Source organism: Kineococcus anabasis (assembly GCF_054590795.1).
In genome coordinates this window covers 43517-68848 of record NZ_BAAIHU010000012.1, presented here as the reverse complement: position 1 = coordinate 68848, position 25332 = coordinate 43517, and the positions used below count along the sequence as shown (strand labels likewise).

The following is a 25332-nucleotide window of genomic DNA, read 5'->3' as shown; positions in this document are numbered from 1 at the left end:
CGCTCCTACCTGCGGGGCCCGCGGCGCACCCGGAGGAACCAGACGAGGCCCGCGAGGACGTGCATCGCGGCGAGCGTCACCTGGGTCCCGGTCCCGGCGGCCGTCGAGAACGGGGCCGGGGTGGTTGCGAGGCCCACGACGAGCCCGGCGATCGCGAGGGCCGTCCAGGCCCGGGGTCCCCGGTTGCGCAGCACCAGCAGCAGCAGCGCCCCGGCGGCGAGCCCGACGAGGGTCGCCACCACGACGTGGACCACCCCGATCGTCTGCGCCGCGGCACCGGGCTGCCGGACGACCATGTCCGCTCCCGCGAACCGGCCGGCGACGAGCGCGATCAGGTTGGCGGTCACGGCGAGCGCGGCGGTGGGGACGAGTCCCCGCAGGACGTCGACCGCCCGGAGCCCCTGCCTCGGCGGTGCGCCCGGGGCGGTGGTGGCGCTGGAGGACGTGGACATGGTGGACCTCCTGAACTGTTGAGCACATCAAGTGATGTTCGAGGCTCCCGCAGATCGTTGAGGACGTCAACCACCGCGCTAGGGTCGTCCCATGGCTCTCCCACCGGCCGGCCCGACGCTCGAGGAGGCCAAGGCGCTGACGATGCGGCTGTACCGCGTCGCCGACCTCGCCCGGGCCGACTTCACCGCCGTGGTGGGTGAGCTCGGGCTGACCTCCCTCCAGGCGCGNGTCCTCCTGCAGCTGCAGGAGGACGCGCCCATGCGCGGCCTCGCCGAGCAGCTGGGCTGCGACGCCTCCAACGTCACCGGCATCGCCGACCGGCTCACCGCCGCAGGTCTCGTCGAGCGCGTCGAGGGCCGGGACCGGCGGGTGAAGCTCCTGCGGCTGACGCGGGAAGGTGCCCGGGTGCGCGCGCAGGTGGCCGAGCGCGTCGCCTCGGGGGCGACGGTCACGGCGAAGCTCGACGCGACGGAGCGGGCGCAGCTCACCGCGCTGCTGGACAAGCTCCTCGCCTGACGCCCCGGGGGCCGTCCCGGCGGCTCAGCTCCCGGCGGAGGCCGTGAGGACGGCGAGGTCCAGGCGGCGCTCCACCACGGCCAGGGCGACGTCGCGCAGTCCCTGCCCGTGGTGGCGGGCGTGCCTGCGCAGGACCTGGAACGCGGCGTGCATGTCCGGGGCGCCCTGCTGGGCGAGGACGCCCTTGGCCTGCTCGATGACGACGCGGCTGTCGAGGGCCTGCCGCAGCTGCGCGCCCAGCTCGGTGCTCTGGCGCAGGTTGCGCTGCTGGAGGATCGAGATCGTGGCCATGTCGGCGAGCGCCTGCGCGAGCAGGACGTCCTCCGGGGGCAGCGCGCCGGGCCGGTCGCGGAACAGGTTGAACGCGCCGACCGTCTCCTGCCGCAGGCGCATCGGCACGGCGTGGACGGAGCGGAAACCGTACTCGTAGGCGCCGGCCTGGAACTGCGGCCACCGGGGGTCGTGCGCGGCCACGGGGCTGATGTCCTCCATGTCCACGGCGACACCGCTGGTGTAGGCCTCCGTGCACGGACCCTGGCCGGTGCGCAGCTGCAGCAGCTCCAGCAGCTCGGAGGCCTCGCTGGTGGAGGCGATCGTCTCCAGCCCGCCGCGCGGGTCGCGCAGCACCAGGCCGGCGGCGCTCGCGTCGAGCAGTTCCACGCCGCGCTCGGTGAGGGTGTGCAGCATTTCGACCAGGTCGTAACCCTTGACGAGGGTGTCGGCCAGCTCCACGAACACCTGGGAGACCAGGGACTCACGCGACGCGGCCGTCATCGGATCAGCCTAGACGGCCGTCGCGGTGCGGGCCGGTCGGCCGCGGCGCCGGGTCCGTCACCGGTGCTCGTCGAAGCGCAGGCGCCGGGCCACGACGTCGCGGGCGACCTCGCGCATGGACCTCTCCTCCGAGAAGGCCCGGGCCCGCAGCAGCGCGAAGGCCTGACCGGCGTCGACGTCCAGCTGGGCGAGGATCATCCCGGTAGCCTGGTGCACCTCGCGGCGGGAGTGCGCGTGCTGGTCGTGCCAGCCCTCCGCGTCGGTGCCGACCTCGCCGATCAGCCGCGCCAGGACCACGTCGGCGAGGGCGGCGGCGAGGGAGGAAGCGGCCGCGATCTCGTCGTCCCGCAGCGGTCCCGGGGTGCTGCGGTACAGGTCCAGGGCGCCGATGCCGACGGATCCCACGCTCAGCGGGAAGGCGAAGAGGGCCGCCGCACCCGCCTCACCCGCCGCGGTGGTGAAGACCGGCCAGGAGGAGCCCTCCGCACGCCGCACGTCCGGCACGAGCACCGGGCGGTAGGAGTCCAGGGCCTGCCAGCAGGGTCCTTCGCCCAGGTCGAACTGCAGCTCGTCGAGGCGGGCCGCGACCGCGTCGCTGGCGCACACGGTCGAGGGGTTGCTCGTCGTGGTGAGCACGGAGACCGCCGCGCCCGTGACGGGCAGGACGTCCACGCACGGAGCGCACAGGTCCCCGGGGTGCCGCGCCGCCCGGATCGCCGCCCGCGCCGCGCGCAGGGTGTGGCGCTCACGCACGACCGGTACCGCCCGTGCGAGCGGCGCGCCGGGGGAGGGGGCCCGCGCGCCGGGAACGCGTGCGGTCTGGGCGCACGACGGCGGGGGCGGTCACCGCTCTGCGGACAACGGATGAGCGGACAACGGATGAGCGGACAACGATCTCGCCAGGCCTTCGGTCGCCGTGCTCGGGGCCGTGCACCGGGACGCGTGCTGCACCACTGGGCCGGGAACCGCTGGAGGCGCCACGTCGGGTGGCGTCCCGGTGCCGATCCTACGCCCGCGCGCCCGGACCGGGCCGGTGGAGCCCCGTTATCCTCGCGCCATGGCCTGCCGGATCAGCGAACTGGTTCTCGACTGCCGCGACCCGCACGCCCTCGCGGAGTTCTGGTGCGCCGTCCTGGGTTTCGTGGTGCTCGACGAGGAGGACGGCGCGGTGGAGATCGGGCCCGCCTCCGGGTTCGGCGGGGCGCAGCCGACGCTGATCCTCTCCCCGTCCCCGGACCCCCGGCAGGCCAAGCTCCCGCTGCACCTGGACGTCAACCCCACCGACCGCGACCAGGACGCGGAGCTGGAGCGGCTGCTGGCCCTGGGGGCGCGCCCCGCCGACGTGGGGCAGGGGCCCGACGTGTCCTGGCACGTCCTCGCCGACCCGGAGGGCAACGAGTTCTGCCTGCTGCGCCGCCGCCTCGACCCGCTCTGAGGGCACCGGCTCCCACCGTCGCGGCCCCGCCCGCGCGGAACGGGCGGGGGACCACCGGACCCGGCGGGTCTCAGTCCTCCGCGGTGGCGGTGCGGACCGTCAGCGAGTCCAGGTAGGAGCTGACGTTCGCGCGGACCTGCCCGACGGTGTCGCCGCCGAACTTCTCCAGCACCGCGTCCGCCAGCACGAGCGCCACCATCGCCTCGGCGACGACCCCGGCGGCGGGCACGGCGCACACGTCGCTGCGCTGGGCGATGGCCTGGGCCTTCTCGCCGGAGGAGGTGTCCACGGTGTCCAGGGCGCGCGGCACCGTGGAGATGGGCTTCATGGCCGCGCGCACGCGCAGCACCTCCCCGTTGGACATGCCGCCCTCGATGCCGCCCGCGCGGTCGGTGCGCCGCCGCACGACGAGCCCGTCGGGGCCGGTGCCGTCGTCGACGCGCTCGATCTCGTCGTGCGCGGCCGAACCCCGCCGGCGGGCGGTCTCGAAACCGTCGCCGACCTCGACGCCCTTGATCGCCTGGATGCCCATGAGGGCGGCGGCCAGGCGCGCGTCGAGCTTGCGGTCCCAGTGCACGTAGGAGCCCAGGCCCGGCGGCAGGCCGTGCACGACGACCTCCACGACACCGCCGAGGGTGTCGCCCTCGGAGTGCGCGGCGTCCACCTCGGCGACCATCGCGGCGCTGGTGGCCGGGTCGGTGCAGCGCACCGGGTCCGCGTCGACGCGCTCGCGCTCGCCCCGCCCGGGCCAGGTCCCGCCGGGGACCTCCACGGTGCCCAGGGACACCACGTGGCTGACGACCTCCGCGCCCACGGCCTGGGCGAGGAACTGCCGCGCCACCTCCCCGAGCGCGACGCGGGTCGCGGTCTCGCGGGCGCTGGCGCGCTCCAGCACGGGGCGGGCGTCCTCGAAGCCGTACTTCTGCATGCCGGTCAGGTCGGCGTGCCCGGGGCGGGGCCGGGTGAGGGCGGCGGAGCGGCCGCGGTTGGGCAGCCGGCCCGGCTCGTCGTAGCGGCGGCCCTCGGCGTCGGCCGGGTCGGCCGCCATGACCTCCTGCCAGCGCGGCCACTCGCTGTTGCCGATGCGCAGCGCGACGGGCCCGCCCTGGGTGCGGCCGTGGCGGACACCGCCGATGATCTCCAGCTCGTCCTGCTCGAAGCCCATGCGCGCGCCGCGGCCGTAGCCGAGACGACGGCGGGCCAGGGCGGCGGAGATGTCGGAACTCGTGACCTCCACCCCGGCGGGCATCCCCTCGAGGATGCCCGCGAGAGCCGGTCCGTGGGACTCACCTGCAGTCAGCCAGCGCAGCACGCCGCCGATTCTCCCAGACCGCACCAGGGATGCCGAACGTGGTCCCCGTGCCCTAGAGTGGGCAGATTTCGCCGGATTCGAATTCCAGCCTCTCCCCGACTTTATTCTCGGGCAATTCCCGGGAAGATCGCAACGTTGAGAAAACCCGGAATTCCGAGCAGCATTCCTGCGGTGATCCCGCGCGTTCCCCCCGGTGTCCCGCCCGCAGATCCCCCCGAACCCCCCGGCGTCCTCGCCGCCGAGCAGCGCCACCTCGACCGTGCCCGCGCCGAGCTCGCCCGCATGCGCGAGCACACCCTGTCCCTCGTCCCCGACGGCGGTGACGCGATCGCCGACGAGGCGCTGGGCCACGCCCTGCACCGCCGCGCCCTCAGCCTCGTCGACGACCCCGCCACCACCCTCTTCTTCGGCCGCACCGACCACGACTCCGGCGAGGTCCTGCACATCGGCCGCCGCCACGTCACCGACGCCGCCGGCGACCCCGTCGTCGTCGACTGGCGCGCCGGCGTCTCCCGCGCCTTCTACCGGGCCAGCCGCACCGAGCGCGCCGGCGTCGTGCTGCGCCGCAGGTTCGGGGTCGAGCACGGCCGGCTCACCGCCTACGAGGACGAGCACCTCGACGGGTCCGGCGCGGACGGGGACCCCGACGCGCCCGGCGGCATCCTCGCCCGGGAGATCGAGCGCCCCCGCTCCGGTCCCATGCGCGACATCGTCGCCACCATCCAGCCCGAGCAGGACGTCCTCGTGCGCGCCGACCTCGCGACCAGCGTCTGCGTGCAGGGCGCACCCGGCACCGGCAAGACCGCCGTCGGCCTGCACCGCGCCGCGTGGCTGCTCTACGCCCACCGCGAGCGCCTCACCCGCCAGGGCGTCCTCGTCGTCGGGCCCAACGAGGCGTTCCTCGCCCACATCGGCGCGGTGCTGCCCGCGCTGGGGGAGGGGGCGGTCGCCCACACCACCGTCGACGGCCTCGTGCTGGGGGCGAACCGGGCCGGCACCCGCGTGCGGGGGAGCGACCCCGTGCCCGTGGCGCTGCTCAAGGGCGACGCCCGCACGGCGCGGGTGCTGCACGCGGCCGTGTGGTCCGCGGTGCGCGAGCCCGCCGAGGTGCTGGACGGCGGCGCGCTCGTCGTCACCCGCGGCTCGCGGCGCTGGCGGGTCCCCGGGTACGCCGTGCGGGACCTCCTCGACGAGCTGCGCGGGCGCGGGGTGCGCTACGACGCCGCCCGCGCCCTGCTGCCGCACCGCCTCGCCCACGCCGTCCTGCAGCAGATGGAGGCCGCGGGGGACTCCCCCGACGACCGCGTCGCCGACGCCGTCGCCCGCAGCGCCGAGGTGCGCCGCGCGGTGAAGGCGCTGTGGCCGCCGCTGGAGGAGGCGAAGGTCCTGCACCGGCTGCTGTCCGACGCGGAGTTCCTGCACGCCTGCGCCGACGGCGTCCTCGACCCCGCCGAGCAGGAGCTGCTGCTGTGGCCCAGCCCGCCGCGCACCCCCGGCTCCGCACGGTGGAGCCCCGCCGACGCCGTCCTCCTCGACGAGATCGCGGACCTGCTGCGCCGCACCCCCTCCGCCGCGCACGTCGTCCTCGACGAGGCGCAGGACCTGTCCGCGATGCAGCTGCGGGCCGTCGCGCGGCGCTGCTCCACCGGGTCCGTCACCGTCCTCGGCGACATCGCGCAGGGCACCACGCCGTGGTCCGCGCGCTCCTGGGAGGACGTCCTGGCCCACCTCGGCAAACCCGACGGGCGGCTGGAGGTGCTCGACCGCGGTTTCCGGGTGCCGGCCGCGGTGCTCGACTACGCCACCCGGCTGCTGCCGCACATCGCCCCCGGCCTCAGCCGCCCCCGCGCGGTGCGCCGGGACCCCGGCTCGCTGGAGGTGCTCGCCACCGGCGACCTGTGGGCGGGGGTCGCCGCGGCGGTCCGGCGCGCCGCCGCCGCCGAGGGCTCCGTCGGTCTCGTCGTGGCCGGGCCCGACGTGCCCGCCGCCCGCGCCGCGCTGGCCGGGATCCCGCACGACCTGCTCGGCGCGGGGGAGGGGGTGCCCGGCCGGGTCCAGCTCGTCCCCGCGCCGTTGGCCAAGGGCCTGGAGTTCGACCGGGTCGTGGTCGCCGAGCCCGCCGCGGTCGTCGCCGCCGAGCCCGACGTGCGGACCGGGCTGCGGCGCCTCTACGTGGTGCTCACCCGCGCCGTCTCCGGCCTGGCGGTCGTGCACGCCCGGCCGCTGCCCGAGGCGCTCAGCGCCCCCTGACCCCCGGCACGCTCAGTGCTCCTGCCCCGTGAGGGAGTCCAGCAGCGGGTCCACCCGGTAGGGCACCAGCTCCCGCATCGCCAGCGACGTCTTCGTGCGGGTCACCCCGTCCAGCGCGAGGACCTGCTGCCCCACCTGGTACAGGTCGTCGGCGTCGCGGGCCACCACCCGGCACATCAGGTCCCCCTCCCCGGTGATGCCGTGCACCTCCAGCACCTCCGGGATCGCCGAGAGCCCGGCCAGCACCACCTCCTGGCTGCGCTGGTGGATCTCCACGACCACGAACGCGGTCACCGAGTAGCCCAGCGCGGACGGGGCCAGCCGCCGGGAGAAACGCGCCAGCACCCCGTCGCCCTCCAGCCGCTCCAGGTGGGCCTGCACGGTCCCGCGGGCCAGGCCGAGGCGGCGGGAGAGGCCGAGCACGGTGGCGCGCGGATCGGAGTCGAGGGCGAGCAGGATGCGGGCGTCAGTCGTGTCGAGGCGGCGCACGCCCATCATCCTGCCGGACCCGCGGGGCCATCGCCGGGCGTTCTGCCCAGCGACCGGCCCGTCGCGCGGTATCGCCTACCGTGGAGGGGTGCAGGTGGGGGCCGTGCTCGGCGAGGAGGGGTGGCGTGCCCGCGAGGCGGCCCACGCCGCGCGCGCCGACGCCCTGACCGCCGCGGCCCGCGAGCGCCGCGCCGCCGGGCAGGCGCACGCCGTGGAGGACTTCCTCTACACCTACTACCCGTGGCCACCCGGCCGGCTGCGCCGCTGGCACCCCGGCGTCGGCGTCGAGCTGGCGGGGGCGCACGAGCGCGCCGGGTGGGCGCACTACAGGCGCACCGCCGCCGGGGCCGCCGTCGACACCGCCGGGCTCGCCGCCGCCCGCGAGGCGACCGTCCGCCTCGCCGCCGCCGTGCTCGCCGCGACCCTGTCCCGCCCGCCGTTCCTGGGCTGCTTCGGGCTGCACGAGTGGGCGATGGTGCACGGCACGCCCGCGGAGGAGATCCGCCACTCACGGTTGCCGCTGCGGCTGGGCAGCGCCGGGACGGACGCCGTCGTGGAGTCCGCGCGCATCCGGTGCAGCCACTTCGACGCGTTCCGGTTCTTCACCCCCACCGCCGTGCCCCGCAACGAGCTCCAGCCGCGGCGCGACACCCAGCCGGAGCTGGAGCAGCCGGGGTGCCTGCACGCCACGATGGACTGCTACCGGTGGGCGCTGAAGCTCTCGCCCGCCGTGGAGGGGGAGCTGCTGCTGGACTGCTTCGAGCTGGCCCGCGACGTGCGGGTCCTCGACATGCGCGCCTCCCCCTACGACGTCGGCGGCTACGGGTACGAGCCGGTGCGCATCGAGACCCCGCAGGGCAGGGCGGAGTACGTGGCGGCGCAGCGGGGGTTCGCCTCCCGCGCCGAGCCCCTGCGCCGGCGGCTGCTCGCCGTCTGCGAGGAGCTGCTCGCCGCCCTGCCGGGCGCGCCCGCGGTGGGGGAGCCCCTCTCAGCCGACCGGTGAGAGGTCCTGCTCGTCCGCCTCGACGGCCTGGTTCCACCCGGGTTTCTCCGCGCGCCAGTCCTCGTCGGTGCGCCCCCGGCGCCAGTAGCCGGACGCCGACAGCAGCTCGCGCGGCACACCCAGCTCCGCCCGCGCCCAGCGCCGCAGCCGCCGCACCACGTCGGCCTCCCCGTGCAGGAACGCGTGCGGCGTCCCGGCCGGCAGGTCGAGGTCCCGCGCGGCCCGCACCAGGGCCTCCGGGCCGCCCCCGGCGCTGCGGTGCACCCAGCGCACCACGGCGTCGGCGGCCGTGGGCAGGGGCTGCTCGTCCCCCGGGCCCGCCACCTCCACCACGACCCGCGCGGGCACCCCGGCGGGCAGGTGCCCCAGGGCCGCGGCGATCGCGGGCAGCGCGCTGTCGTCGCCCACGAGCAGGTGCCAGTCCGCCGCCGGGTCCGGCAGGTACGACCCGCCCGGGCCGAGGAGGTGGACGACGTCGCCGGGGCGCGCGGCCGCCGCCCACGGGCCCGCCAGGCCCTCGTCGCCGTGCACGACCACGTCGAGCGTCAGCTCCCCGCGGCCGGCGTCGAAGGCCCGCACCGTGTACGTCCGGGGGCGCGGCCAGTGCTCGCGCGGGTGCGTGCGGCGCACCTCGGCCACGTCCAGCGGCTCGGGGTACGCCACGCCCGGCACGCCGAACAGCAGCTTCACGTAGGAGTCGGCGAAGCCCGGCGCGAAACCCGCCAGGTCACCGCCCAGCACCAGGCGCACCACGTGCGGGGTGAGGTCCTCGCGGCGCAGCACCACGGCGCGGCGGGTGCGCCCGCCCTTGCCCGCGGGAGCGGCGGCGGGTGCGGGGACCGTCACTGCTCGGCCCGGCCGGCGCGCCAGTAGCCCATGAACGCCACGCACTCCCGCGGCAGGCCCACCTCGCGCACGAGGTGCCGGCGCAGCTCCCGGACCGTCCCCGCCTCGCCGGCGAGCCAGCAGTACAGCCCGTCCTCGCCCGCGGCGGCGGCGACGTCCGGCACCTCCCACAGCAGGCAGGTGTCCACGTCGACGTCCTCCAGCACGGCGTGGCGCTCGGGGCTCACCCCGCGCAGCGCGGCCGTGCGGCGGCGCACCGCCGCGGCCAGCAGCTGCCCGTGGGCGCTGCGGTGCCCGCTGCGCGGCAGCCACTGGATCTCGGCGGTGGCGCGGGTGCTCAGGGCGACGATGTCCCCGGCGTGCGGCACCTCCAGCAGCGCGGTCACCACCGCCTCGGCCGGCAGCGCCTCCAGGATGGCGGCGACGGCGGGCACGGCGGTCTCGTCCCCGGCCAGCAGCAGCGAGCGGGCGGCGGGCGGCGGGGCGAACTCCACACCCCACATCCGCCCGGTGCCCGGCGCGGTGGGGCCCAGGACGACGACCGGGTCGCCGGGGCGGGCGCCCGCGGCCCACGTGGCGGCCGGGCCCGCGTGCGCGGTGGGCGTGCCGTCGGCCGCGATGCCGTGCAGGACGACGTCCACGTCCAGCTCGCCGGGGCGGTGCGCGCGCACGGTGTACGTCCGCATCACCGGGCGCCGCTCCTGCGGCAGCGCGCGCCACCAGCCGAACCAGTCCGCCGGGGCCTGCGCCCAGTCCACCCCGGCGCGCGGCAGGACCAGCTTGATCCGCTGGTCGGAGCCCGCGGCGGCGAAGGCGGCCAGGTCGTCCCCGCCCAGCGTGAGGCGCAGGTAGCTCGGCGACAGCCGCTCCGCGCGCAGCACGTGCAGGGCCAGGGGCCGGTAGCACGGGTCGCTGACCACCGGTGCGGTGTCGGCCTCGAGAACGCTCACGGGATCCCCCCGGTCGGCGGTCCGCACGGACGGTGCGGTGAGGCAAGGCTAACCTGCGGCGCCGGGGGGTCGTCCAGGGCACGGGCACGTGAGGCGGGCCACTCGGGGGCGGGCCGCCCGTGCGGTGCTCAGCCGATCCGCACCGGTGGGGTGTGGCCCCACACCGCGACGGAGTAGCGCAGGCCGTCGTCCACCAGGACGTGGAGCCGGGAGGGCGCCCCGATCTGCGCGGTCGGGTAGGTGCCGACGTTGGCGCCCGCGCCGCCGCAGCCGGAGGCGACCTGCGCCGGCCACACCTGGGTGGCCGTGCCGAAACCGGCGATCCAGGACGCCCCGCCCTCCAGGTCGGAGCAGGAGATGCCCACGGTCAGGGACTCGTAGCCGGAGACGTCGGGGAGCTCGAAGACGGAGGAGCCGGTGTGGACCTCGTCGAGGACGACGGTGCCCTCGCGCGCGACGTCGGGGGCGAGGTCGGGGTGCTCCTGCCAGTACGCGGCCAGCGACAGGTCCCGCCCCGGGGCGGGCGGGGTGCTCCGGTCGCCGGCCGAGCAACCGGTCAGCAGCAGGGACACCGTCAGGAAGGCGGCGCTGCGGCGGTCGGGCATCGTGGGTCCTCGTCGGCGTGCGGGGTGCGGGGAGCGCACCGTGGGGGATCACCGTAGACGGCCGGTGCGGGCGGCGGGCCACGACGGCCCACCTCCTCCCGCCCCGCTCCCGCCTGGTCCTGCCCCGCCCGTCAAGCAGCCCGCCCGTCCGGACGATGCCCAGGCGTGAGCAGCACCCCGTCACGCCTCGTCCTGACCGCCCTCGCCGCGGCCGCCGTCGCCCTCCTCGCGGCCCCGGCCCTGCTGCCGGCCGCTCCGGCGACCGCGGCACCCGGCCGCGAGGTCAGCGCCTACGTCCCCACGTGGGCGGACCAGCACGCCGTCCTCGCCACCGCCGTCGCCTCCCGCGGACTCGTCCGCACCGTCAGCCCCGTCTGGTGGTCCGCCTTCGACGGCGGGCGCCTGCAGGCCCGCACCGGAGCCTCCGACGCCGACTTCCTCGCCACCGCCGCGCAGGCCGGGATCGCCGTGGAACCCGTCGTCTCCCAGGCGTTCGACGCCGCCGAGGCCGTCGCCCTGCTCACCGACCCCGCACGCCGCCGCGCCCACGCAGACGACCTCGTCGCCCTCGGCTCCGCCCCCGGCGTGAGCGGCCTGCAGCTCGACTACGAGAACATCGCCCTCGCCCCCGCCGCCGACGTGGCCCGGCTGCGCGACGGCTTCACCGCCCTCGTCGCGGACCTCTGCGGGCGACTGCACGCCGTGCGGCGCACCTGCTCCGTCGCGGTGATGGCCCGCACCTCCGACGCCGAGGCGCTGTGGCGGGGGCGTTTCGCCACGGGCGTCTACGACTACCGGGCGCTCGGCGCCGCCGTGGACCGCCTGCGGATCATGGGCTACCACCAGCACGGCCCCACCGACGCGCCCGGGCCGGTGTCCTCCCCGTCCTGGTACGACGCGGTGCTGGCGTACGCGGGCGGTCGCGTCCCCCGCGGCCGGGTGGAGCTGGTGCTCGCCGCCTACGGCCACGACTGGCCCGCCACCGGGCGCGCCACCTCGCGGACGTCCGCCGCCGCCCTGGAGCTGGCCCGGGACCGGGGCGCCGTCGTGCGCTGGGACCCGGTGTCGTCCTCGTCGTGGTTCTCCTACACCGACGGTGCGGGTGCCACCCGCACGGTGTGGTTCGACTCCGCCCGCGGCCTGCCGGCCCGTCTGGCCGTGGCCGACCGGCACGGCGTCCCCGCGGTGGGGCTGTGGGCGCTGGGCTACGAGGACACCGGCACGTGGGAGGCGCTGGCCACCCCCCGCGGGCCCCGCGGTGTCGTGCGCACCGTGCGGACGGTGCGCTGAGCACCCGGGTGCGGAGAGGGGCGGCCCCACCGCCCCCGCACGCACGAGCNCCCGCCGCGGGGGGAGGGGGTCAGGCGCGGGCGACCGCGCGGTCGCGCTTGCCGATGAGGCTGAGGCCGATCATGCCGAGGCCCAGCACCAGGTGCAGCCAGTTGTCGGCGCTGTTCAGCGGCACGAAGTTGGCCGGGGAGTCGTGGGAGATCAGCAGGCCGTAGAGGAACAGGACGAGGTAGACGGCCCCGCCGATCATCAGGTAGCTGCGGGCGGCGGCGACGGTGCGCGACATGACCAGGCCGGCCACGCCGAACAGCAGGTGGACGACGTTGTGCAGGACGGACACGGCGAACAGGCCCAGCAGCATCGCGCCGGAGGTGTGGCCGGCGAACTGCATCTGGTCGTAGTTCGTCGTGATGCCGGGGATGAACCCCAGGACACCGACGAGCAGGAAGACCGCCCCGACCGCCTTCGCGATCGTGGGCAGCGGGCTGCGGGTCCGCGACGAGGTGTCGGAGAAGGCGCTCATGGCCTGCACGTACCCGGGGCCGCACAGGGCATTCACAGCGATGCCCGATCGTTACCGGCGCCACCCGGACGGGCGGCCTCACACCAGGCGGCGGTCCCCGGGGTGCACCACCCGCAGCCAGCGGTACCCGTAGCCGTCGAGCGCGACCTCCACCCGCCCGTCGGCGCCCACCTCGCACCCGCCCGCCGCGAGCAGGTCCACGAGGCGGGTGCCCTCCGCGCAGCCCTCCAGCTCCAGGGGCACCGTGCAGGCGTCCGCGCCGAGGTTGTGCAGCGCGAGGGTGCGGGCGTCGTCCCAGGTGGCGCTGTGCGCCAGGACCGAGCGGTGCGGCTGCTCCAGCACCTCGAACTCGCCCCAGCCCAGCTCGGGGCACTCCCGGTAGCGGGAGACGAGCAGCTTCACGAAGGCCAGCAGGGACGCGGGGTCGCGGCGCTGGTCCGCCACGTTGACGTGCTGCGGCCCGAACGGCCCCCCGACGACCCGGCCGGGCAGGTGCTCGGCGGCGGCGGTGGAGAAACCCCCGTTCACCCCCGCGTCCCACTGCATGGGCGTGCGCACCGCGAGGCGGCCCTCGGCGCCCAGGTCCTCGCCCATCCCGATCTCCTCGCCGTAGAAGAGGACCGGGGTGCCGGGCAGGGAGAACAGCAGGCTGTAGACCATGCGGATGCGGCGCGGGTCGCCGTCCAGCATGGGCGGCAGCCGGCGCACCAGGCCCCGGCCGTAGACCTGCATCCGCTCCTCGGGCCCGAACGCCGCGAACACCTCGGCCCGCTCGTCCTCCGAGAGCTTGTCCAGGGTCAGCTCGTCGTGGTTGCGCACGAACGTCGCCCACTGGCTGTCCGGGGACGTCCGCGGCCGGGACAGCAGCGCCTCGGCCAGCGGCCCGGCGTCGGCGCGCGCCAGCGACAGGTACGTCTTCTGCATGGCGGTGAAGTCGAACTGCATCGTCAGCTCGTCCCCGTCGGGGCCGCCGAAGAACGTCTGCTGCTCCTCGTGCGGGAGGTTCACCTCGCCCAGCAGGACCCCGTCCCCGGTGCGGCGCCCCAGGAAGGAGCGCAGCGAGCGGAGGTAGGCGTGCGGGTCGGGCAGCTCCTCGTCCCCGTCCTCCACGCCCATCGTCTCCAGGAAGAACGGCACCGCGTCGACCCGGAACCCCGACAGGCCCAGCTCGAGCCAGAAACCCATGATCCTGGCGACCTCGTCGCGGACCGCGGGGTTGGTGACGTCGAGGTCCGGCTGCTCCTTGTAGAAGCGGTGCAGGTAGTACTGCCCGGCCTCCTCGTCGAACGTCCAGACGCTGTCCTCCTGGTCGGGGAAGACGGGCTCCGGTTCCTGCGCCGGCTTCTCGTCGCGCCAGACGTAGAAGCCGCGGAACCGGGAGTCGCGGTCGGCGCGCGCCTGCCGGAACCACGGGTGCTCGCGGGAGGTGTGGTTCACGACGAGGTCGGCGATGACCCGCATCCCCCGGTCGCGGGCGGTGCGGATGACCTCCACGAGGTCCCCGAGGGTGCCCAGCCTCGGGTCGACGCCGTAGAAGTCGGTGATGTCGTAGCCGTCGTCGCGGTCCGGGGAGGGGTAGAACGGCATCAGCCACAGGCAGGTCACGCCCAGGTCCGCGAGGTGGTCGATGCGCCGGGCCAGGCCCTGCAGGTCGCCCGTCCCGTCCCCGTCGCCGTCGAAGAAGGTCTCCACGTCGAGGCAGTACACGACCGCGGTCTTCCACCACAGGTCGGCGGTGGCGGTGATGCGCACGGGTCACACCGCCCTGGGCGTGACGCCGAGCTGCGGCAGCACCTTCGTGCCGAACACGTCGACGAACTCGTCCTGCTCCTTGCCGACGTGGTGCAGGTACACCTCGTCGAAACCGACCTCGATCAGCTCGTGCAGCCACGCGGTGAGCCGGCCGGGGTCGGAGGAGACGAGCACGGACTCGCGCAGCGCCTCCGGCGGCACGTGCTTGGCGGCCTCGTCGAAGGCGTGCGGGGTGTCGAGGTCCCAGCAGACGGGGGGCTGGAAGACGTTGGTGCGCCACTGGTCGTGGGCGATCGCCAGCGCGGTGTCCTCGTCCGCGGCGTAGGAGACGTGGACCTGGAGCACGAGCCGTCCCCGGCCCCCGGCGGAGCGGTAGGCGTCCACCATGCTCCGCAGGTGCTCGACCGGCTGGTTGATGGTCGCGAGCCCGTCGGCCCACCCGGCGACCCACCCGGCGGTCTCCACGCTCACCGCGGCGCCGATGAACGGCGGCGGCGTCTCCGGCAGCGTCCACAGCTTCGCGCGGTCCACGGTGACGAGGCCGTCGTGGCTGACCTCCTCCCCGGCCAGCAGGGCGCGCATCACGTCGACGCACTCGCGCAGGCGGGCGTTGCGCAGGCTCTTGCGGGGCCACCCGCCGCCGGTGACGTGCTCGTTGGCGGCCTCCCCGGAACCCAGGGCCACCCAGAACCGGCCGGGGAACATCGCCGTCAGCGTCGCCGCGGCCTGCGCAATGATCACCGGGTGGTAGCGCTGGCCCGGGGCGTTGACCACCCCGAACGGCAGGGAGGTCGCCTGCAGGGCCGCCCCCAGCCAGGACCACGCGAACGCCGACTGCCCCTGCCGCTCGCTCCACGGCACGAGGTGGTCCGAGCACATGGCCCCGGTGAACCCGGCCTGCTCGGCACGCTGCACCGCCGCCAGCAGCTCGGAGGGGTGGACCTGCTCGTGCGAGGAGTGGAAGCCGATCACGGTCATGTCCGCAGAGCCTCCCGCCGTCGCGGCCTCCCCGCCACCCCGGACGTGTTCCGCCGGGCGAGCGCGCCGCGCACCCCGGGCTCAGCGCGGCAGCAGCCGGTGCGCCTCGTCGAACGGCACGCCGTGCGCCTGCAGCAGGTCCACCACGGCCGAGCGCAGCTGCGCGACGACGACGGTGGCGGACAGGCCCTGCACGCCGAGGGTGTGCGGCCCCAGCCGCACCGCCAGCTCCCGCAGCCCGGCCACCGCCGGCGGCTGCGTCTCGCCCTCCCACGCCGGCGCGCCCAGGCTGCGCACCACCGCCGCGAGCTCCTCGAACGCCCCGGCCAGGGAGTCCGGCATCTCCTCCCCGTACGTCAGCGCCGTCCGCACCCGCCGCACCGCCACGCGCAGGTTCCGCGTGGCGCGGTCCATGCCCTCCTCCAGCCGGCCCAGCTCCTCCAGCTCACCGCGGCGCCGCCGCCGCAGCGGGGCCAGGCGCCCCACCTCCTGCGCCGTCGAGACCGACTGCGCCCACGCGTCGAGGTCCGCCTGGGTCGCGCGCGCGGCGTCCAGCGCCCGCTGCGCCAGCTCCGCGTCCTGCTCCCGGACCGCGCGGGCGGAGTCCTCCAGCACCCCCGCCAGCCGCGCGCAGTACGACACCGCGCGGGCGCGCACGTCCCGGCGCGGGTCCGAGGGCAGCAGCGCGGCGATCGTCAGGGCCACCGCCGCGCCCGTCATCGCGTCCAGCCAGCGGCCGGGGCTGCCGCCGGGCTGCGGGGGCAGCGCCAGGACGAAGACGGCCTGCAGCGCGGTCTGGTTGACGATGAGGTTGCCCGCGTCGAGGAACCGGGCGACGGCCATGCCCAGCACCACCACGGCGCCGACCTGCCAGCCGCCGTGCCCGATGGCCGCGCCGATCAGGGTGCCGAGCAGCACCCCCACCGTGACCCCGGCGCCGAGCTCCAGGACCCTGCGCAGCCGCTGCCCGTCCGTGACGCCGAGGGAGATGACCGCCGCGACGCACGCGAAGACCGGCGCCGGCTGGTCCCACAGGGCCCGCGCCAGGTACCAGGAGGCCACGGCGCCGATCCCGCACTGCAGGATCTGCCACCACGAGCCCTTCCAGCGCAGGGCGCCGGAGCGCACCCGCGGGCCGAGCGAGGGGAACAGGGCGCCCGCCCCGCGCGTGTCCGGCACCCGGCGATCCTGACGCACCCGCCCCGCGGCGGCACCACCACTAGGCTCGCCCCCCGTGGAGATCCTCGTCGTCGGCTCCGGTGCCCGGGAGCACGCCCTCGTCCGCAGCCTGCTGGCCGACCCGGAGGTGACGCGCGTCGTCGCGGCACCGGGCAACGCCGGCCTGGCCGCCGTGGTGGCCTGCGAGCCCGTGGACGTGTCCGACCCGCAGGCGGTGGCGGACGCCGCGACCCGCCTGGGCGTGGACCTCGTGGTGGTCGGCCCGGAGGTCCCCCTCGTGGCGGGGGCCGCCGACGCGGTGCGCGCCGCGGGCATCGACTGCTTCGGCCCCTCCGGCGAGGCGGCGCGGCTGGAGGGCTCCAAGGCGTTCGCGAAGGAGGTCATGGCCGCGGCGGGGGTGCCGACGGCCTTGGCGCACCTGTGCACCACCGAGGCGGAGGTCGCCGACGCGCTGGACGCTTTCGGCGCGCCGTACGTCGTGAAGGACGACGGCCTCGCCGCCGGCAAGGGCGTCGTCGTGACGGACGACCGGGATGCGGCCCTGGCGCACGGCCGGGCGTGCCTGGAGCGCGAGGGCGGCGCGGTCGTCGTCGAGGAGTTCCTCGACGGGCCCGAGGTGTCGCTGTTCTGCGTGTGCGACGGCACCGACGTGGTGCCGCTGGCCCCGGCGCAGGACTTCAAGCGCCTCGCCGACGGCGACGAGGGCCCCAACACCGGCGGCATGGGCGCGTACTCGCCGCTGCCGTGGGCGCCGGAGGGGCTGACGGAGGAGGTCCTGGAGCGCGTCGCGCGACCCGTCGTGGCGGAGATGGCCCGCCGCGGGACACCGTTCGCCGGGGTCCTGTACTGCGGCCTGGCCCTGACGTCGAGGGGGCTGCGGGTGGTGGAGTTCAACGCCCGTTTCGGCGACCCCGAGACGCAGGTCGTGCTGGCCCGGCTGACGACGCCGCTGGCGGGGCTGCTGCGGGCCGCGGCCAGGGGCAGGCTCGCGGAGGTGCCGCCGCTGCGCTGGCGCCCGGAGGCGGCGGTGACCGTGGTGGTCGCCGCGCCCGGCTACCCCGGCACGCCCCTGACGGGGGAACCGCTCGGCGGGCTGGCGGAGGCCGACGCGGTGGACGGCGCGTACGTCCTGCACGCCGGCACGGCCCTGCGCGACGGGGCCGTGGTGTCCTCCGGCGGGCGGGTGCTGTCGGTGGTGGGCACCGGCGCGGACCTGACCGCCGCGCGGGCCGCCGCCTACGCCGCCGCGGAGCGGGTCACCCTGGCGGGCGGGCAGTTCCGCCGCGACATCGCCCTGGCCGCCGCGGAGGGCTGACGTCAGCCCGGCCCGGCGGCGGGCCCGGCCGGCGCGGCGGCCAGCACGCACCACGCGGTCGCGCTGACCTCGAACGGTGCGGGCGGCAGCAGCTCCCCGCACCGCTCGCGCAGCAGCCGGCGCGAGGGGGCGTCCAGCCCGGCGACGTGGTCCCCGGCCGGCCCCACCCCCAGCGTGAACGGCTCCCACCACTCCCCGGACGAGGCGTAGCGGACCCGGACCTCCAGCTCCGTCTCCACCGAGGGTTCCAGCCCGGCCCGCCGGAACAGCTCCGCGAGGGAGCCCCGCCGCGCGCCCGCGGCCCCCGACTCGTCCCGCGCCGCCGGGTCCAGCGCGCGCACCGCCGCCCAGAACGTGCTCAGCGGGCCGCGCCCGCCGGCGTGGTCCCACACGGACGCGCCGACGACGCCGCCGGGGCGGGTGACGCGGCCCATCCCGGCGAGCGCCGCCACCGGGTCGGCCACGAAGGGCACCACCAGCTGCGCCAGCGTCACGTCGAACTCCGCCGCGTCCCAGGGCAGGTCCTCGGCGCCCGCCCGGCGCACGTCCACACCGGGCAGCCGCGCGGCGGTGGCGGCCACGAACGGGGCCGAGGGGTCCACCGCGCAGACGGAGGCCGGGCCGAGGCGCTCCACGAGCCGGGCCGTGAGGGCTCCGGGGCCGCAGCCGACGTCCAGCGCCCGCTGCCCGGACCGCAGGTCGACCAGGGCTGCGGTGAGCGCGGCCAGGGGCTCGGAGAAGCGGCCCATGAAGCGCCCGTACGGCTCCGCCGCGACGTCGAAGGCCACGCCCCACGGTAGCCCCGCGCAGATCCGGTGGAGGTGGCTCCCGCTCAGCTCGCGCCGGGTTCGAGGAACCGGGGTGTCAGCGGGTCCACGCCGGTGTCCCGGGCCGCGGGCAGCACCGACGGCGGCAGGACCGTGTCGTCGGCCGCCGCGGTCACCGCCTCGGGGGCCTCCTCCACGGCGGCGTCCGGTGCGGGCCCGCCGGGCTCCGGCAGGGGGCTGCGGTCACCGGCCTCCCCGGCGTCGCTGCCCGTGGCCATGGCGCTCTCCAGCACCGGCGCGGGCTGCGCTCCGGCCTCCTGCTCCGTCCCGTCCGTCACGGTCGGCTCCTTCCGCCAGGGGTCCTGCCCGTACCCGCCCCCTCCCCGCCCAAACCCGGGGAGGGGCGGGGTGCGGGTGCCCCCTCCCCGCCCAAACCCGGGGAGGGGCGGGGTGCGGGTGCCTGCTGCCCGCCCACACCCGGAGAGGGGCGCAGGAGGCGGGCCGGGACGGGCGGTGCCCCGCGCGCCGTCTGGGACGATGACGCCCGTGACGACGGCTCCCCTCCCCGGCTCCGCCCCCGACCTCGACGGCTGGCGGCACGTCTACTCCGGCAAGGTCCGGGACCTGTACGAACCGGCCGGCGGCCCCGGGGGCGAGCGCGGCGACGTGGTGCTCGTCGTGGCCAGCGACCGCATCTCCGCGTTCGACCACGTCCTGTCCACGCCCGTCCCCGGCAAGGGTGCGGTCCTGACGGCGCTGAGCCTGTGGTGGTTCGAGCGGCTCGCGGACGTCGTGGAGAACCACGTCGTGTCCACCGACGTGCCCGCGCCGGTGGCGGGCCGGGCGATGGTCTGCCGCCGGCTGGAGATGTACCCGGTGGAGTGCGTCGCCCGCGGCTACCTCACCGGTTCCGGCCTGGCCGACTACCGCGCCACGGGCTCGGTGTGCGGGGTGGCGCTGCCGCCGGGCCTGCGGGACGGCTCCCGCCTGCCGGAGCCGGTGTTCACCCCGGCGACGAAGGCCGCGGTCGGCGAGCACGACGAGAACGTCTCCTTCGCCGCGGTCGCCGCCACCGTCGGCGAGGACACCGCGCAGGAGCTGCGCCGCCTGACCCTGGAGGTCTACGGGCGCGCGGAGCAGGTCGCGCGGGAGCGGGGCATCCTCCTGGCCGACACGAAGTTCGAGTTCGGCCGGTTCCAGGGCCGCACCGTGCTGGGCGACGAGGTGCTGACCCCGGACTCCTCCCGGTACTGGCCGGTGGACTCCTGGGAGCCGGGCCAGGCCCAGCCGAGCTTCGACAAGCAGTTCGTGCGGGACTGGCTGACCTCCCCGGCCTCCGGGTGGGACCGCGCCTCGGACACCCCGCCGCCGCCGCTGCCGCAGTCCGTCGTGGAGCGCACCCGGGCCCGCTACGTCGAGGCGTACGAGCGGCTGACGGGCCGCCGGTTCGGCTGAGCCCCCTCCCGCCGGGCGCGCGGGACGGACCGGGGTGAGCATGGCCCCGTGGCGCTGACAGAGGCAGGAACCGTCCGGCTCGCGGAGCGCACCGTCCCGCGCCTGGGCTACGGCACGATGCGGCTGACGGGGCCGCGGGTCTCGGGTCCGCCGGCGGACCCGGCCGAGGCGCGCCGGGTGCTGCGCCGGGCCGTGGAGCTGGGGGTGCGGGTCCTCGACACGGCCTGGTACTACGGGCCGGACGTGGCGGACGAGCTGGTCGCGGAGGCGCTGCACCCCTACCCCGACGACCTGGTGCTGGTGTCCAAGCTCGGCGCGGGGCGGCGCCCGGACGCCTCGTGGTCCACGGCGCTGCGCCCGGAGGAGTTGCGCGCGGGCGCGGAGCGCGAGCTGCGTCTGCTGCGGCTGGAGACGCTGCCGGTGGTGCACCTGCGCTGGACGCCGAACCGGGACGTGACGTTCGAGGAGGCCCTCGACGCGATGCTCGACATGTCCGACGACGGCCTGCTGGAGCGGGTGGGCCTGTCGAACGTGGACGCCGCGCAGCTGGAGCTGGCGCTGCAGCGCACCCCCGTGGCGACGGTGTCGAACTCCTACAGCGTGCTGGAGCGCTCCGGGGAGGACGTGCTGCGGATCTGCGAGCGGGAGGGGATCCCGTTCCTGCCGTTCTTCCCCCTCGGCGCCACACCCGCGGGGGGCAGCCGGGTGGCGGCCTCGGACCGGCTGGAGGGGCCGGCCCGGCGGCTGGGTGCGAGCCGCACCCAGCTGGCCCTGGCGTGGCTGCTGCACCGCTCGCCCGTCCTCGTGCCGATCCCCGGTACCGGCAGCGTCGCGCACCTGGAGGAGAACGTGGCCGCGGCGGGCCTGGACCTGGACGCGGAGGTGCTGGCCGCGCTGGACGCCCTGTCCTGAGCCCGCCGCCGGTGCGGTTGACTCCCGGCGTGCACGGCTTCCTCGACGTCCTGCTGTTCCTGCTCGCCGTGACCGCCGTGGCCGCGTTCGCGCGCCGCTCCGGCCTGCCCGGCCCGATCCTGCTGGTGCTGGCGGGGATCGCGGCCTCGTTCGTGCCCGGGGTCCCGGAGTTCGAGCTGGACCCGGAGCTGGTGCTGGTGCTGGTCCTGCCGCCGCTGCTGTACTCCTCGGCGATCTCCTCCTCCCTCACGGGTTTCCGCCGCTACCGCCGTCCCATCGGCCTGCTGTCCGTGGGGTACGTGCTGTTCTGCACCGCCCTGGTGGGGGTCGTCGCGCACGCGGTGGTGCCCCAGATGCCGTGGGCGGTGGCGTTCCTGCTGGGCGCGGTCGTGGCCCCGCCGGACGCGGTCGCGGCGAGCGCGGTGGCACGGCGGGCGGGCCTGCCCCGCAAGCTCCTGACGATCCTGGAGGGGGAGAGCCTCCTCAACGACGCGACGGCCCTCACCGCGTACCGGGTGGCGCTGGCCGCCGTCCTCACCGGCGGGTTCTCCTGGGCGGAGGGCCTGGCGCGGTTCGCGTGGGCGTGCGCGGGCGGCCTGGCGGTCGGGCTCGCGGTGGCGTGGCTGGTGCTGCGGGTGCGCCGGCGGCTGCGGGACCCCGTGGTGGAGAACGCCGTCAGCCTGTTCACGCCGTTCGCGGCGTACCTGCCCGCGGAGGAGCTGCACGCCTCGGGGGTGCTGGCGGTGGTCGTGGCGGGCCTGGTGCTGGGGCACCGCGGCCCGCGGGAGGTCGGGCCGGCCACGCGCCTGCAGACGGAGGCGGTGTGGCGGATGGTGGACTTCGTGCTGGAGGGCGTGGTGTTCGCCCTCATCGGCCTGCAGCTGCGGGGTCTGCTGGAGAGCCTGGAGGGGTACGACCCGGCCCGTGTGGCGGGGGCGGCGGTGGCCGTCGTGGCCGCGGTGGTGCTCGGGCGTTTCGCGTGGGTGTTCCCCGCGACCCACCTGCCGCGGCTGCTCTCGCGCCGGGTGCGGGAGTCCGAGCCGCCGCCGCCGTGGCAGGGCGTGGTGGTGGTGGGCTGGGCGGGGATGCGCGGGGTGGTGTCGCTGGCCGCCGCGTTCGCCGTGCCGGTGGTCGACGACTCCGGGGCCCCGGTGCCGGCGCGGGACCTGGTGCTGTTTCTGACGTTCTGCGTGATCGCCTGCACCCTGCTCGTGCAGGGCCTGACGCTGGCGCCCCTGATCCGCCGCTCGGGCCTGCGCGAGGACCCGGTGCCGGACCGGATCGCGGCGGCCGAGGCGCTGCAGGTGGCGTCGTCGGCGTCGCTGGAGCACCTGGACGCGGCGCTCGCCGGGGAGGCGGAACCCCTGCCGCCGGGGGTGGAGGAGCGGTTGCGGCACGCCGCGGAGGTCCGCCGGCTGCGGGCGTGGGAACGGCTGGGGCGGCAGTCGGCGGAGACGCCGAGCGCGGCGTACCGGCGGCTGCGGCGGCAGATGATCGACGTGGAGCGGCGCACCCTGGTGGGCCTGCGGGACTCCGGCCGGCTGCCCGACCCGCTGCTGAGGGAGGCCGTGCACGAGCTGGACCACGAGGAGTCGCTGCTGCTGTCCTCGTGAGGGCGCTGGCGCTGGCGCACACCGGGTGCACCGTGCACCCTGGTCCCCCCGGCGCGGGCCGGGAGGAGGAGGGACGGCCGTGAGCGCGTGCGGGCACGTGGAGGGGCTGCCGGACGCGGCGGCGCGGACCCCGGAGGGCTGCGAGGAGTGCCTGGAGAGCGGTGGGCGCTGGGTGCACCTGCGCCGCTGCCTCTCCTGCGGGCACGTCGGCTGCTGCGACTCCTCGCCGAACCGGCACGCCACCGCGCACTTCGGCACCAGCACCCACCCCGTCGTCGCCTCCTTCGAGCCCGGGGAGCGGTGGCGCTGGTGCTACCTGGACGAGGCCGTGGTCTGAGGGGTCCTCACCCGGCGGCGTGCCAGCGGCTCTCGTCGGAGGCGCGGCGCCGCGCGAACACCCCCGGCACCGACAGCATCCCGATGCCCCACCGGCCGGCGGGGTGGTCGACGCGGCCGTACTCGTCGCAGGCGGCGAGGTAGCGGCGCGTCGCGGTCCGCTCGGAGCGCAGCGCGGGCCGGGGGCGCTCGGCGTCCCACTCGTCGGGTTTGACGTAGAAGCGCACGTCGTCCAGGGACGCGGCGTGCTCGCGCAGCGCCACGCCGAGGGCGGCGTGGTCGGGGTGGGCGTCGGTCCACGTCGTGGTGCGGAACCTGCCGGCGGGGAAGAGGTGCACCCAGGTGCCGACGACGTGCCGGGCGAGCTCGGTGCGCAGCGCGCCGTCGGGGCCGTGGGCGAGGAACACCTGCTCCTCGGGGACCCCGAGGGCGGCGCACGCGGCGAGGAACTCCCGGTCGCGGGCGGCGGAGAACTCCTCGACCGTCAGGGGGGTCAGCCGCCGCGCCCCGGAGGCCTTGCCGTCGGTGACGAGCACGACGACGACGTGCGCCCCGGTGTTGACGTGCTCCTCGATCGCCGGGCCCATCGTGAGGGTCTCGTCGTCCTGGTGGGGCACGAGGAAGACGGCGGGGGAGACGACGCCCGCGGGGGCGGCCATGGACTGCGTCCGCACGGTGACCGGCATCGCCGAACCGTAGCGGCAGGGCCGGAGCGGGTCGGGGGCCCCGTCCCTCAGCGGCGGCCCGCCGCGCGGGTGTGCTCGAAGATGAGGTTGGTCTCGGTGAGGGCCACGTCGGGGTCGAGGTTGAGGTGCCGGGCGACGAAGTCGCGCAGCTCCCCGGTGCTGCCGACGGCGACGTGCAGCAGGTAGTCGTCGGCGCCGGCGACGAAGTACACGTCGAGGACCTCCGGCTGGGCGCTGATGCGGGCGACGAAGGGGCCCATGTGGCTGCGCGCGTGCGCCGCCAGCCGCACGGAGATCATCGCCTGCAGGTCGCGGCCGAGGGCGCCCGGGTCGACGTCGGCGTGGAAACCGCGGATGACGCCCGAGGCGCGCAGGGCACGCACCCGCGTCAGGCAGGTGGAGGGGGCGATGCCGACGCGCTCGGCGAGGGCGTTGTTGGGGATGCGGGCGTCGCGGGCCAGCTCGTGCAGGATCGCGCGGTCCACCTCGTCGGGGACGGGGCGAACGTTGTTCGGGCCGGCGGTCCCCGGAGCCGGGTCCGCCGAACTTCTGCGCGTCACCGGAGCACGTTACCGAATGATGCACCGCTGCATTGCGTCGTGATCGGCGCATCTTCATGCTGGAGGTGGCTGCACGACCGCTGCGCGGGCCCGGGGCCGGCGCCTGGACCGAGGAGCGAGCCATGAGGGTCGGTGTCCCCACCGAGGTGAAGAACCACGAGGACCGCGTCGCGCTGACGCCGTCGGGCGTCCACGAGCTCGTCGGCCTCGGCCACGAGGTGCTCGTGCAGGCCGGTGCCGGTGCGGGCAGCTCCCTGCCCGACGAGGAGTTCGCCGCGGCCGGTGCCCGCATCGTGCCCACCGCCGAGGACGTGTGGGGCGCGGCCGACCTGCTGCTGAAGGTGAAGGAACCCGTCGCGCAGGAGCACTCCCTGCTGCGCCGCGGGCAGGTCCTCTTCACCTACCTGCACCTGGCCGCCTCCCGGGGGTGCACGGACGCGCTGCTGACCTCCGGCACCACCGCCATCGCCTACGAGACCGTGCAGCTGCCCGACCGCTCCCTGCCGCTGCTGGCGCCGATGAGCGAGGTCGCCGGCCGGCTCGCCCCGCAGGTCGGCGCCCACCACCTCACCCGCGCCGGCGGCCGGCGCGGGGTCCTCATGGGTGGCGTGCCCGGGGTGCGCGGCGCGGACGTCGTCGTGCTCGGCGGTGGCGTCTCCGGGCAGAACGCCGCGCAGGTCGCGCTCGGCATGGGCGCGGAGGTGACGCTGCTGGACCTGTCCCTGCCGAAGCTGCGGGAGGTGGACGCCCGCTTCGGGGGCCGGGTCCGCACCGTGGTGTCCAACGCCTTCGAGCTGCGCCGGGCCGTGCTGGCCGCGGACCTCGTCATCGGCGCCGTCCTCGTGCCCGGCGCCCGCGCGCCCAGGCTCGTCGGCGACGAGCTGGTCGAGCGGATGCGGCCCGGCTCGGTGCTCGTGGACATCGCCATCGACCAGGGCGGCTGCTTCGAGAGCTCCCGGCCCACCACGCACGACGACCCCACGTTCGAGGTGCACGGCTCGCTGTTCTACTGCGTGGCGAACATGCCGGGCGCCGTGCCGCACACCTCCACGTACGCGCTGACGAACGCGACGCTGCCGTACGTCGTGCGGCTCGCGCAGCACGGCTGGCGCGACGCCCTGCGCGCCGACGCGGCGCTGGCCCGCGGGCTGTCCGTCCACGAGGGCCGGCTCACGAGCGCGGAGGTCGGCCGGGCGCACGGCCTGGCGGCGGTGGACCCGGCGGAACTGCTGGCCTGAGCGGGCGGCGCGGACCCCGTCCGGGACGAGACGGGCCCGGACGCACCGCAGCCGCCCGGTACGGTCCACGGGCGGCTGCGGCGGTTCGGGGGTCC

At 76.5% G+C, this 25332-nt stretch carries 27 protein-coding genes; 11 read left to right on the top strand and 16 right to left on the bottom strand.

Features of this window, described 5'->3' with window-relative positions:
* Positions 1 to 5: 5 nt before the first annotated feature.
* The gene (locus ACYQBY_RS18835; protein WP_459645427.1) at positions 6 to 452 is read right to left on the bottom strand and encodes a DUF6069 family protein; all 447 of its coding nucleotides are present in this window, start codon (positions 450 to 452) and stop codon (positions 6 to 8) included.
* A 91-nt stretch (positions 453 to 543) separates the two neighbouring features.
* Between ACYQBY_RS18835 and ACYQBY_RS18830 the strand changes: the two genes are divergently transcribed.
* The gene (locus ACYQBY_RS18830) at positions 544 to 969 is read left to right on the top strand and encodes a MarR family winged helix-turn-helix transcriptional regulator (protein WP_459645426.1); all 426 of its coding nucleotides are present in this window, start codon (positions 544 to 546) and stop codon (positions 967 to 969) included.
* A 24-nt stretch (positions 970 to 993) separates the two neighbouring features.
* Here the strand turns inward: ACYQBY_RS18830 and ACYQBY_RS18825 are convergent, their stop codons facing one another.
* A complete protein-coding gene (locus tag ACYQBY_RS18825; RefSeq protein WP_459645425.1) occupies positions 994 to 1743 on the bottom strand; it encodes an ANTAR domain-containing protein in 750 nt (249 codons plus the stop codon).
* A gap of 57 nt (positions 1744 to 1800) precedes the next feature.
* Positions 1801 to 2496, bottom strand: a complete 696-nt coding sequence (locus ACYQBY_RS18820) for a GAF and ANTAR domain-containing protein (protein WP_459645424.1) — start codon at positions 2494 to 2496, stop codon at positions 1801 to 1803.
* Between the two features lie 304 nt (positions 2497 to 2800).
* Between ACYQBY_RS18820 and ACYQBY_RS18815 the strand changes: the two genes are divergently transcribed.
* Positions 2801 to 3178 carry a VOC family protein gene (locus tag ACYQBY_RS18815; protein WP_459645423.1) on the top strand — a complete coding sequence of 126 codons (378 nt, stop codon included), beginning with the start codon at positions 2801 to 2803 and terminating at the stop codon, positions 3176 to 3178.
* Between the two features lie 70 nt (positions 3179 to 3248).
* Here the strand turns inward: ACYQBY_RS18815 and aroC are convergent, their stop codons facing one another.
* Positions 3249 to 4490, bottom strand: a complete 1242-nt coding sequence (gene aroC / locus ACYQBY_RS18810; protein ID WP_459645422.1) for a chorismate synthase — start codon at positions 4488 to 4490, stop codon at positions 3249 to 3251.
* A gap of 171 nt (positions 4491 to 4661) precedes the next feature.
* On the opposite strand from aroC, the gene ACYQBY_RS18805 reads away from it, so the two are divergent.
* Positions 4662 to 6740 (top strand): HelD family protein, encoded by a 2079-nt coding sequence (locus ACYQBY_RS18805; protein WP_459645421.1) that lies wholly within the window; start codon positions 4662 to 4664, stop codon positions 6738 to 6740.
* A 12-nt stretch (positions 6741 to 6752) separates the two neighbouring features.
* On the opposite strand, the gene ACYQBY_RS18800 is transcribed toward ACYQBY_RS18805, so the two are convergent.
* A complete protein-coding gene (locus ACYQBY_RS18800) occupies positions 6753 to 7235 on the bottom strand; it encodes an Lrp/AsnC family transcriptional regulator (protein ID WP_459645614.1) in 483 nt (160 codons plus the stop codon).
* An 82-nt stretch (positions 7236 to 7317) separates the two neighbouring features.
* On the opposite strand from ACYQBY_RS18800, the gene ACYQBY_RS18795 reads away from it, so the two are divergent.
* Complete coding sequence (locus tag ACYQBY_RS18795) at positions 7318 to 8232, top strand: 3-methyladenine DNA glycosylase (RefSeq protein ID WP_459645420.1); 915 nt, start codon at positions 7318 to 7320, stop codon at positions 8230 to 8232.
* Here ACYQBY_RS18795 and ACYQBY_RS18790 read toward each other — a convergent pair.
* The 3 genes from ACYQBY_RS18790 to ACYQBY_RS18780 form a co-directional block, all read right to left on the bottom strand.
* Positions 8218 to 9018, bottom strand: a complete 801-nt coding sequence (locus ACYQBY_RS18790; protein WP_459645613.1) for a siderophore-interacting protein — start codon at positions 9016 to 9018, stop codon at positions 8218 to 8220. The genes ACYQBY_RS18795 and ACYQBY_RS18790 overlap by 15 nt on opposite strands.
* A 56-nt stretch (positions 9019 to 9074) precedes the next feature.
* Positions 9075 to 10028, bottom strand: a complete 954-nt coding sequence (locus tag ACYQBY_RS18785; protein ID WP_459645419.1) for a siderophore-interacting protein — start codon at positions 10026 to 10028, stop codon at positions 9075 to 9077.
* Between the two features lie 128 nt (positions 10029 to 10156).
* A complete protein-coding gene (locus ACYQBY_RS18780) occupies positions 10157 to 10633 on the bottom strand; it encodes a hypothetical protein (RefSeq protein WP_459645418.1) in 477 nt (158 codons plus the stop codon).
* A 165-nt stretch (positions 10634 to 10798) separates the two neighbouring features.
* Here ACYQBY_RS18780 and ACYQBY_RS18775 point away from each other — a divergent pair, with 165 nt between their 5' ends.
* Positions 10799 to 11923: a glycosyl hydrolase family 18 protein gene (locus ACYQBY_RS18775; protein ID WP_459645417.1), complete on the top strand. Its 1125-nt coding sequence runs from the start codon at positions 10799 to 10801 to the stop codon at positions 11921 to 11923.
* Between the two features lie 70 nt (positions 11924 to 11993).
* On the opposite strand, the gene ACYQBY_RS18770 is transcribed toward ACYQBY_RS18775, so the two are convergent.
* From ACYQBY_RS18770 to ACYQBY_RS18755, 4 genes are all read right to left on the bottom strand, one after another.
* Positions 11994 to 12446, bottom strand: a complete 453-nt coding sequence (locus ACYQBY_RS18770; RefSeq protein WP_459645416.1) for a DUF4383 domain-containing protein — start codon at positions 12444 to 12446, stop codon at positions 11994 to 11996.
* A gap of 78 nt (positions 12447 to 12524) precedes the next feature.
* The gene (locus ACYQBY_RS18765; RefSeq protein WP_459645415.1) at positions 12525 to 14198 is read right to left on the bottom strand and encodes an alpha-amylase family protein; all 1674 of its coding nucleotides are present in this window, start codon (positions 14196 to 14198) and stop codon (positions 12525 to 12527) included.
* Between the two features lie 3 nt (positions 14199 to 14201).
* The gene (locus tag ACYQBY_RS18760) at positions 14202 to 15176 is read right to left on the bottom strand and encodes a TIGR03885 family FMN-dependent LLM class oxidoreductase (RefSeq protein ID WP_459645414.1); all 975 of its coding nucleotides are present in this window, start codon (positions 15174 to 15176) and stop codon (positions 14202 to 14204) included.
* Positions 15177 to 15257: 81 nt separating this feature from the next.
* Entirely contained in the window at positions 15258 to 16355 is a 1098-nt protein-coding gene (locus tag ACYQBY_RS18755) for an FUSC family protein (protein WP_459645413.1), read from the bottom strand.
* A gap of 55 nt (positions 16356 to 16410) precedes the next feature.
* On the opposite strand from ACYQBY_RS18755, the gene purD reads away from it, so the two are divergent.
* Entirely contained in the window at positions 16411 to 17670 is a 1260-nt protein-coding gene (gene purD, locus ACYQBY_RS18750) for a phosphoribosylamine--glycine ligase (protein ID WP_459645412.1), read from the top strand.
* 2 nt (positions 17671 to 17672) lie between these two features.
* Here the strand turns inward: purD and ACYQBY_RS18745 are convergent, their stop codons facing one another.
* Together ACYQBY_RS18745 and ACYQBY_RS18740 are read right to left on the bottom strand one after the other, a co-directional pair.
* Positions 17673 to 18458, bottom strand: coding sequence for a class I SAM-dependent methyltransferase (locus tag ACYQBY_RS18745; protein ID WP_459645411.1), 786 nt, complete (start codon positions 18456 to 18458; stop codon positions 17673 to 17675).
* 44 nt (positions 18459 to 18502) lie between these two features.
* Positions 18503 to 18775 carry a hypothetical protein gene (locus ACYQBY_RS18740; RefSeq protein WP_459645410.1) on the bottom strand — a complete coding sequence of 91 codons (273 nt, stop codon included), beginning with the start codon at positions 18773 to 18775 and terminating at the stop codon, positions 18503 to 18505.
* A gap of 199 nt (positions 18776 to 18974) precedes the next feature.
* Between ACYQBY_RS18740 and ACYQBY_RS18735 the strand changes: the two genes are divergently transcribed.
* The 4 genes from ACYQBY_RS18735 (at position 18975) to ACYQBY_RS18720 (ending at position 22754) form a co-directional block, all read left to right on the top strand.
* On the top strand, positions 18975 to 19892 hold the full coding sequence (locus tag ACYQBY_RS18735; RefSeq protein ID WP_459645409.1) for a phosphoribosylaminoimidazolesuccinocarboxamide synthase: 918 nt from the start codon (positions 18975 to 18977) through the stop codon (positions 19890 to 19892).
* 48 nt (positions 19893 to 19940) lie between these two features.
* Positions 19941 to 20804, top strand: a complete 864-nt coding sequence (locus tag ACYQBY_RS18730; RefSeq protein ID WP_459645408.1) for an aldo/keto reductase — start codon at positions 19941 to 19943, stop codon at positions 20802 to 20804.
* Positions 20805 to 20833: 29 nt separating this feature from the next.
* Positions 20834 to 22417: a Na+/H+ antiporter gene (locus ACYQBY_RS18725; RefSeq protein WP_459645407.1), complete on the top strand. Its 1584-nt coding sequence runs from the start codon at positions 20834 to 20836 to the stop codon at positions 22415 to 22417.
* Between the two features lie 79 nt (positions 22418 to 22496).
* Positions 22497 to 22754, top strand: coding sequence for a ubiquitin carboxyl-terminal hydrolase 14 (locus ACYQBY_RS18720; RefSeq protein WP_459645406.1), 258 nt, complete (start codon positions 22497 to 22499; stop codon positions 22752 to 22754).
* 7 nt (positions 22755 to 22761) lie between these two features.
* Here ACYQBY_RS18720 and ACYQBY_RS18715 read toward each other — a convergent pair whose 3' ends face one another.
* Complete coding sequence (locus ACYQBY_RS18715) at positions 22762 to 23439, bottom strand: PIG-L family deacetylase (protein WP_459645405.1); 678 nt, start codon at positions 23437 to 23439, stop codon at positions 22762 to 22764.
* A 47-nt stretch (positions 23440 to 23486) separates the two neighbouring features.
* Positions 23487 to 23999, bottom strand: coding sequence for an Lrp/AsnC family transcriptional regulator (locus ACYQBY_RS18710; RefSeq protein ID WP_459645404.1), 513 nt, complete (start codon positions 23997 to 23999; stop codon positions 23487 to 23489).
* Between the two features lie 122 nt (positions 24000 to 24121).
* On the opposite strand from ACYQBY_RS18710, the gene ald reads away from it, so the two are divergent.
* Positions 24122 to 25237, top strand: a complete 1116-nt coding sequence (ald, locus tag ACYQBY_RS18705) for an alanine dehydrogenase (RefSeq protein WP_459645403.1) — start codon at positions 24122 to 24124, stop codon at positions 25235 to 25237.
* Positions 25238 to 25332 lie beyond the last annotated feature (95 nt).

What these genes read in the sequence shown, in the direction of transcription:
- ACYQBY_RS18835 (WP_459645427.1), bottom strand. Translation starts at nt 452, where the DNA reads ATGTCCACGTCCTCCAGCGCCACCACCGCCCCGGGCGCACCGCCGAGG.
- ACYQBY_RS18825 (WP_459645425.1), bottom strand. Translation starts at nt 1,743, where the DNA reads ATGACGGCCGCGTCGCGTGAGTCCCTGGTCTCCCAGGTGTTCGTGGAG.
- ACYQBY_RS18815 (WP_459645423.1), top strand. Translation starts at nt 2,801, where the DNA reads ATGGCCTGCCGGATCAGCGAACTGGTTCTCGACTGCCGCGACCCGCAC.
- ACYQBY_RS18800 (WP_459645614.1), bottom strand. Translation starts at nt 7,235, where the DNA reads ATGGGCGTGCGCCGCCTCGACACGACTGACGCCCGCATCCTGCTCGCC.
- ACYQBY_RS18780 (WP_459645418.1), bottom strand. Translation starts at nt 10,633, where the DNA reads ATGCCCGACCGCCGCAGCGCCGCCTTCCTGACGGTGTCCCTGCTGCTG.
- ACYQBY_RS18770 (WP_459645416.1), bottom strand. Translation starts at nt 12,446, where the DNA reads ATGAGCGCCTTCTCCGACACCTCGTCGCGGACCCGCAGCCCGCTGCCC.
- ACYQBY_RS18760 (WP_459645414.1), bottom strand. Translation starts at nt 15,176, where the DNA reads ATGACCGTGATCGGCTTCCACTCCTCGCACGAGCAGGTCCACCCCTCC.
- ACYQBY_RS18735 (WP_459645409.1), top strand. Translation starts at nt 18,975, where the DNA reads ATGACGCCCGTGACGACGGCTCCCCTCCCCGGCTCCGCCCCCGACCTC.
- ACYQBY_RS18715 (WP_459645405.1), bottom strand. Translation starts at nt 23,439, where the DNA reads ATGCCGGTCACCGTGCGGACGCAGTCCATGGCCGCCCCCGCGGGCGTC.
- ald (WP_459645403.1), top strand. Translation starts at nt 24,122, where the DNA reads ATGAGGGTCGGTGTCCCCACCGAGGTGAAGAACCACGAGGACCGCGTC.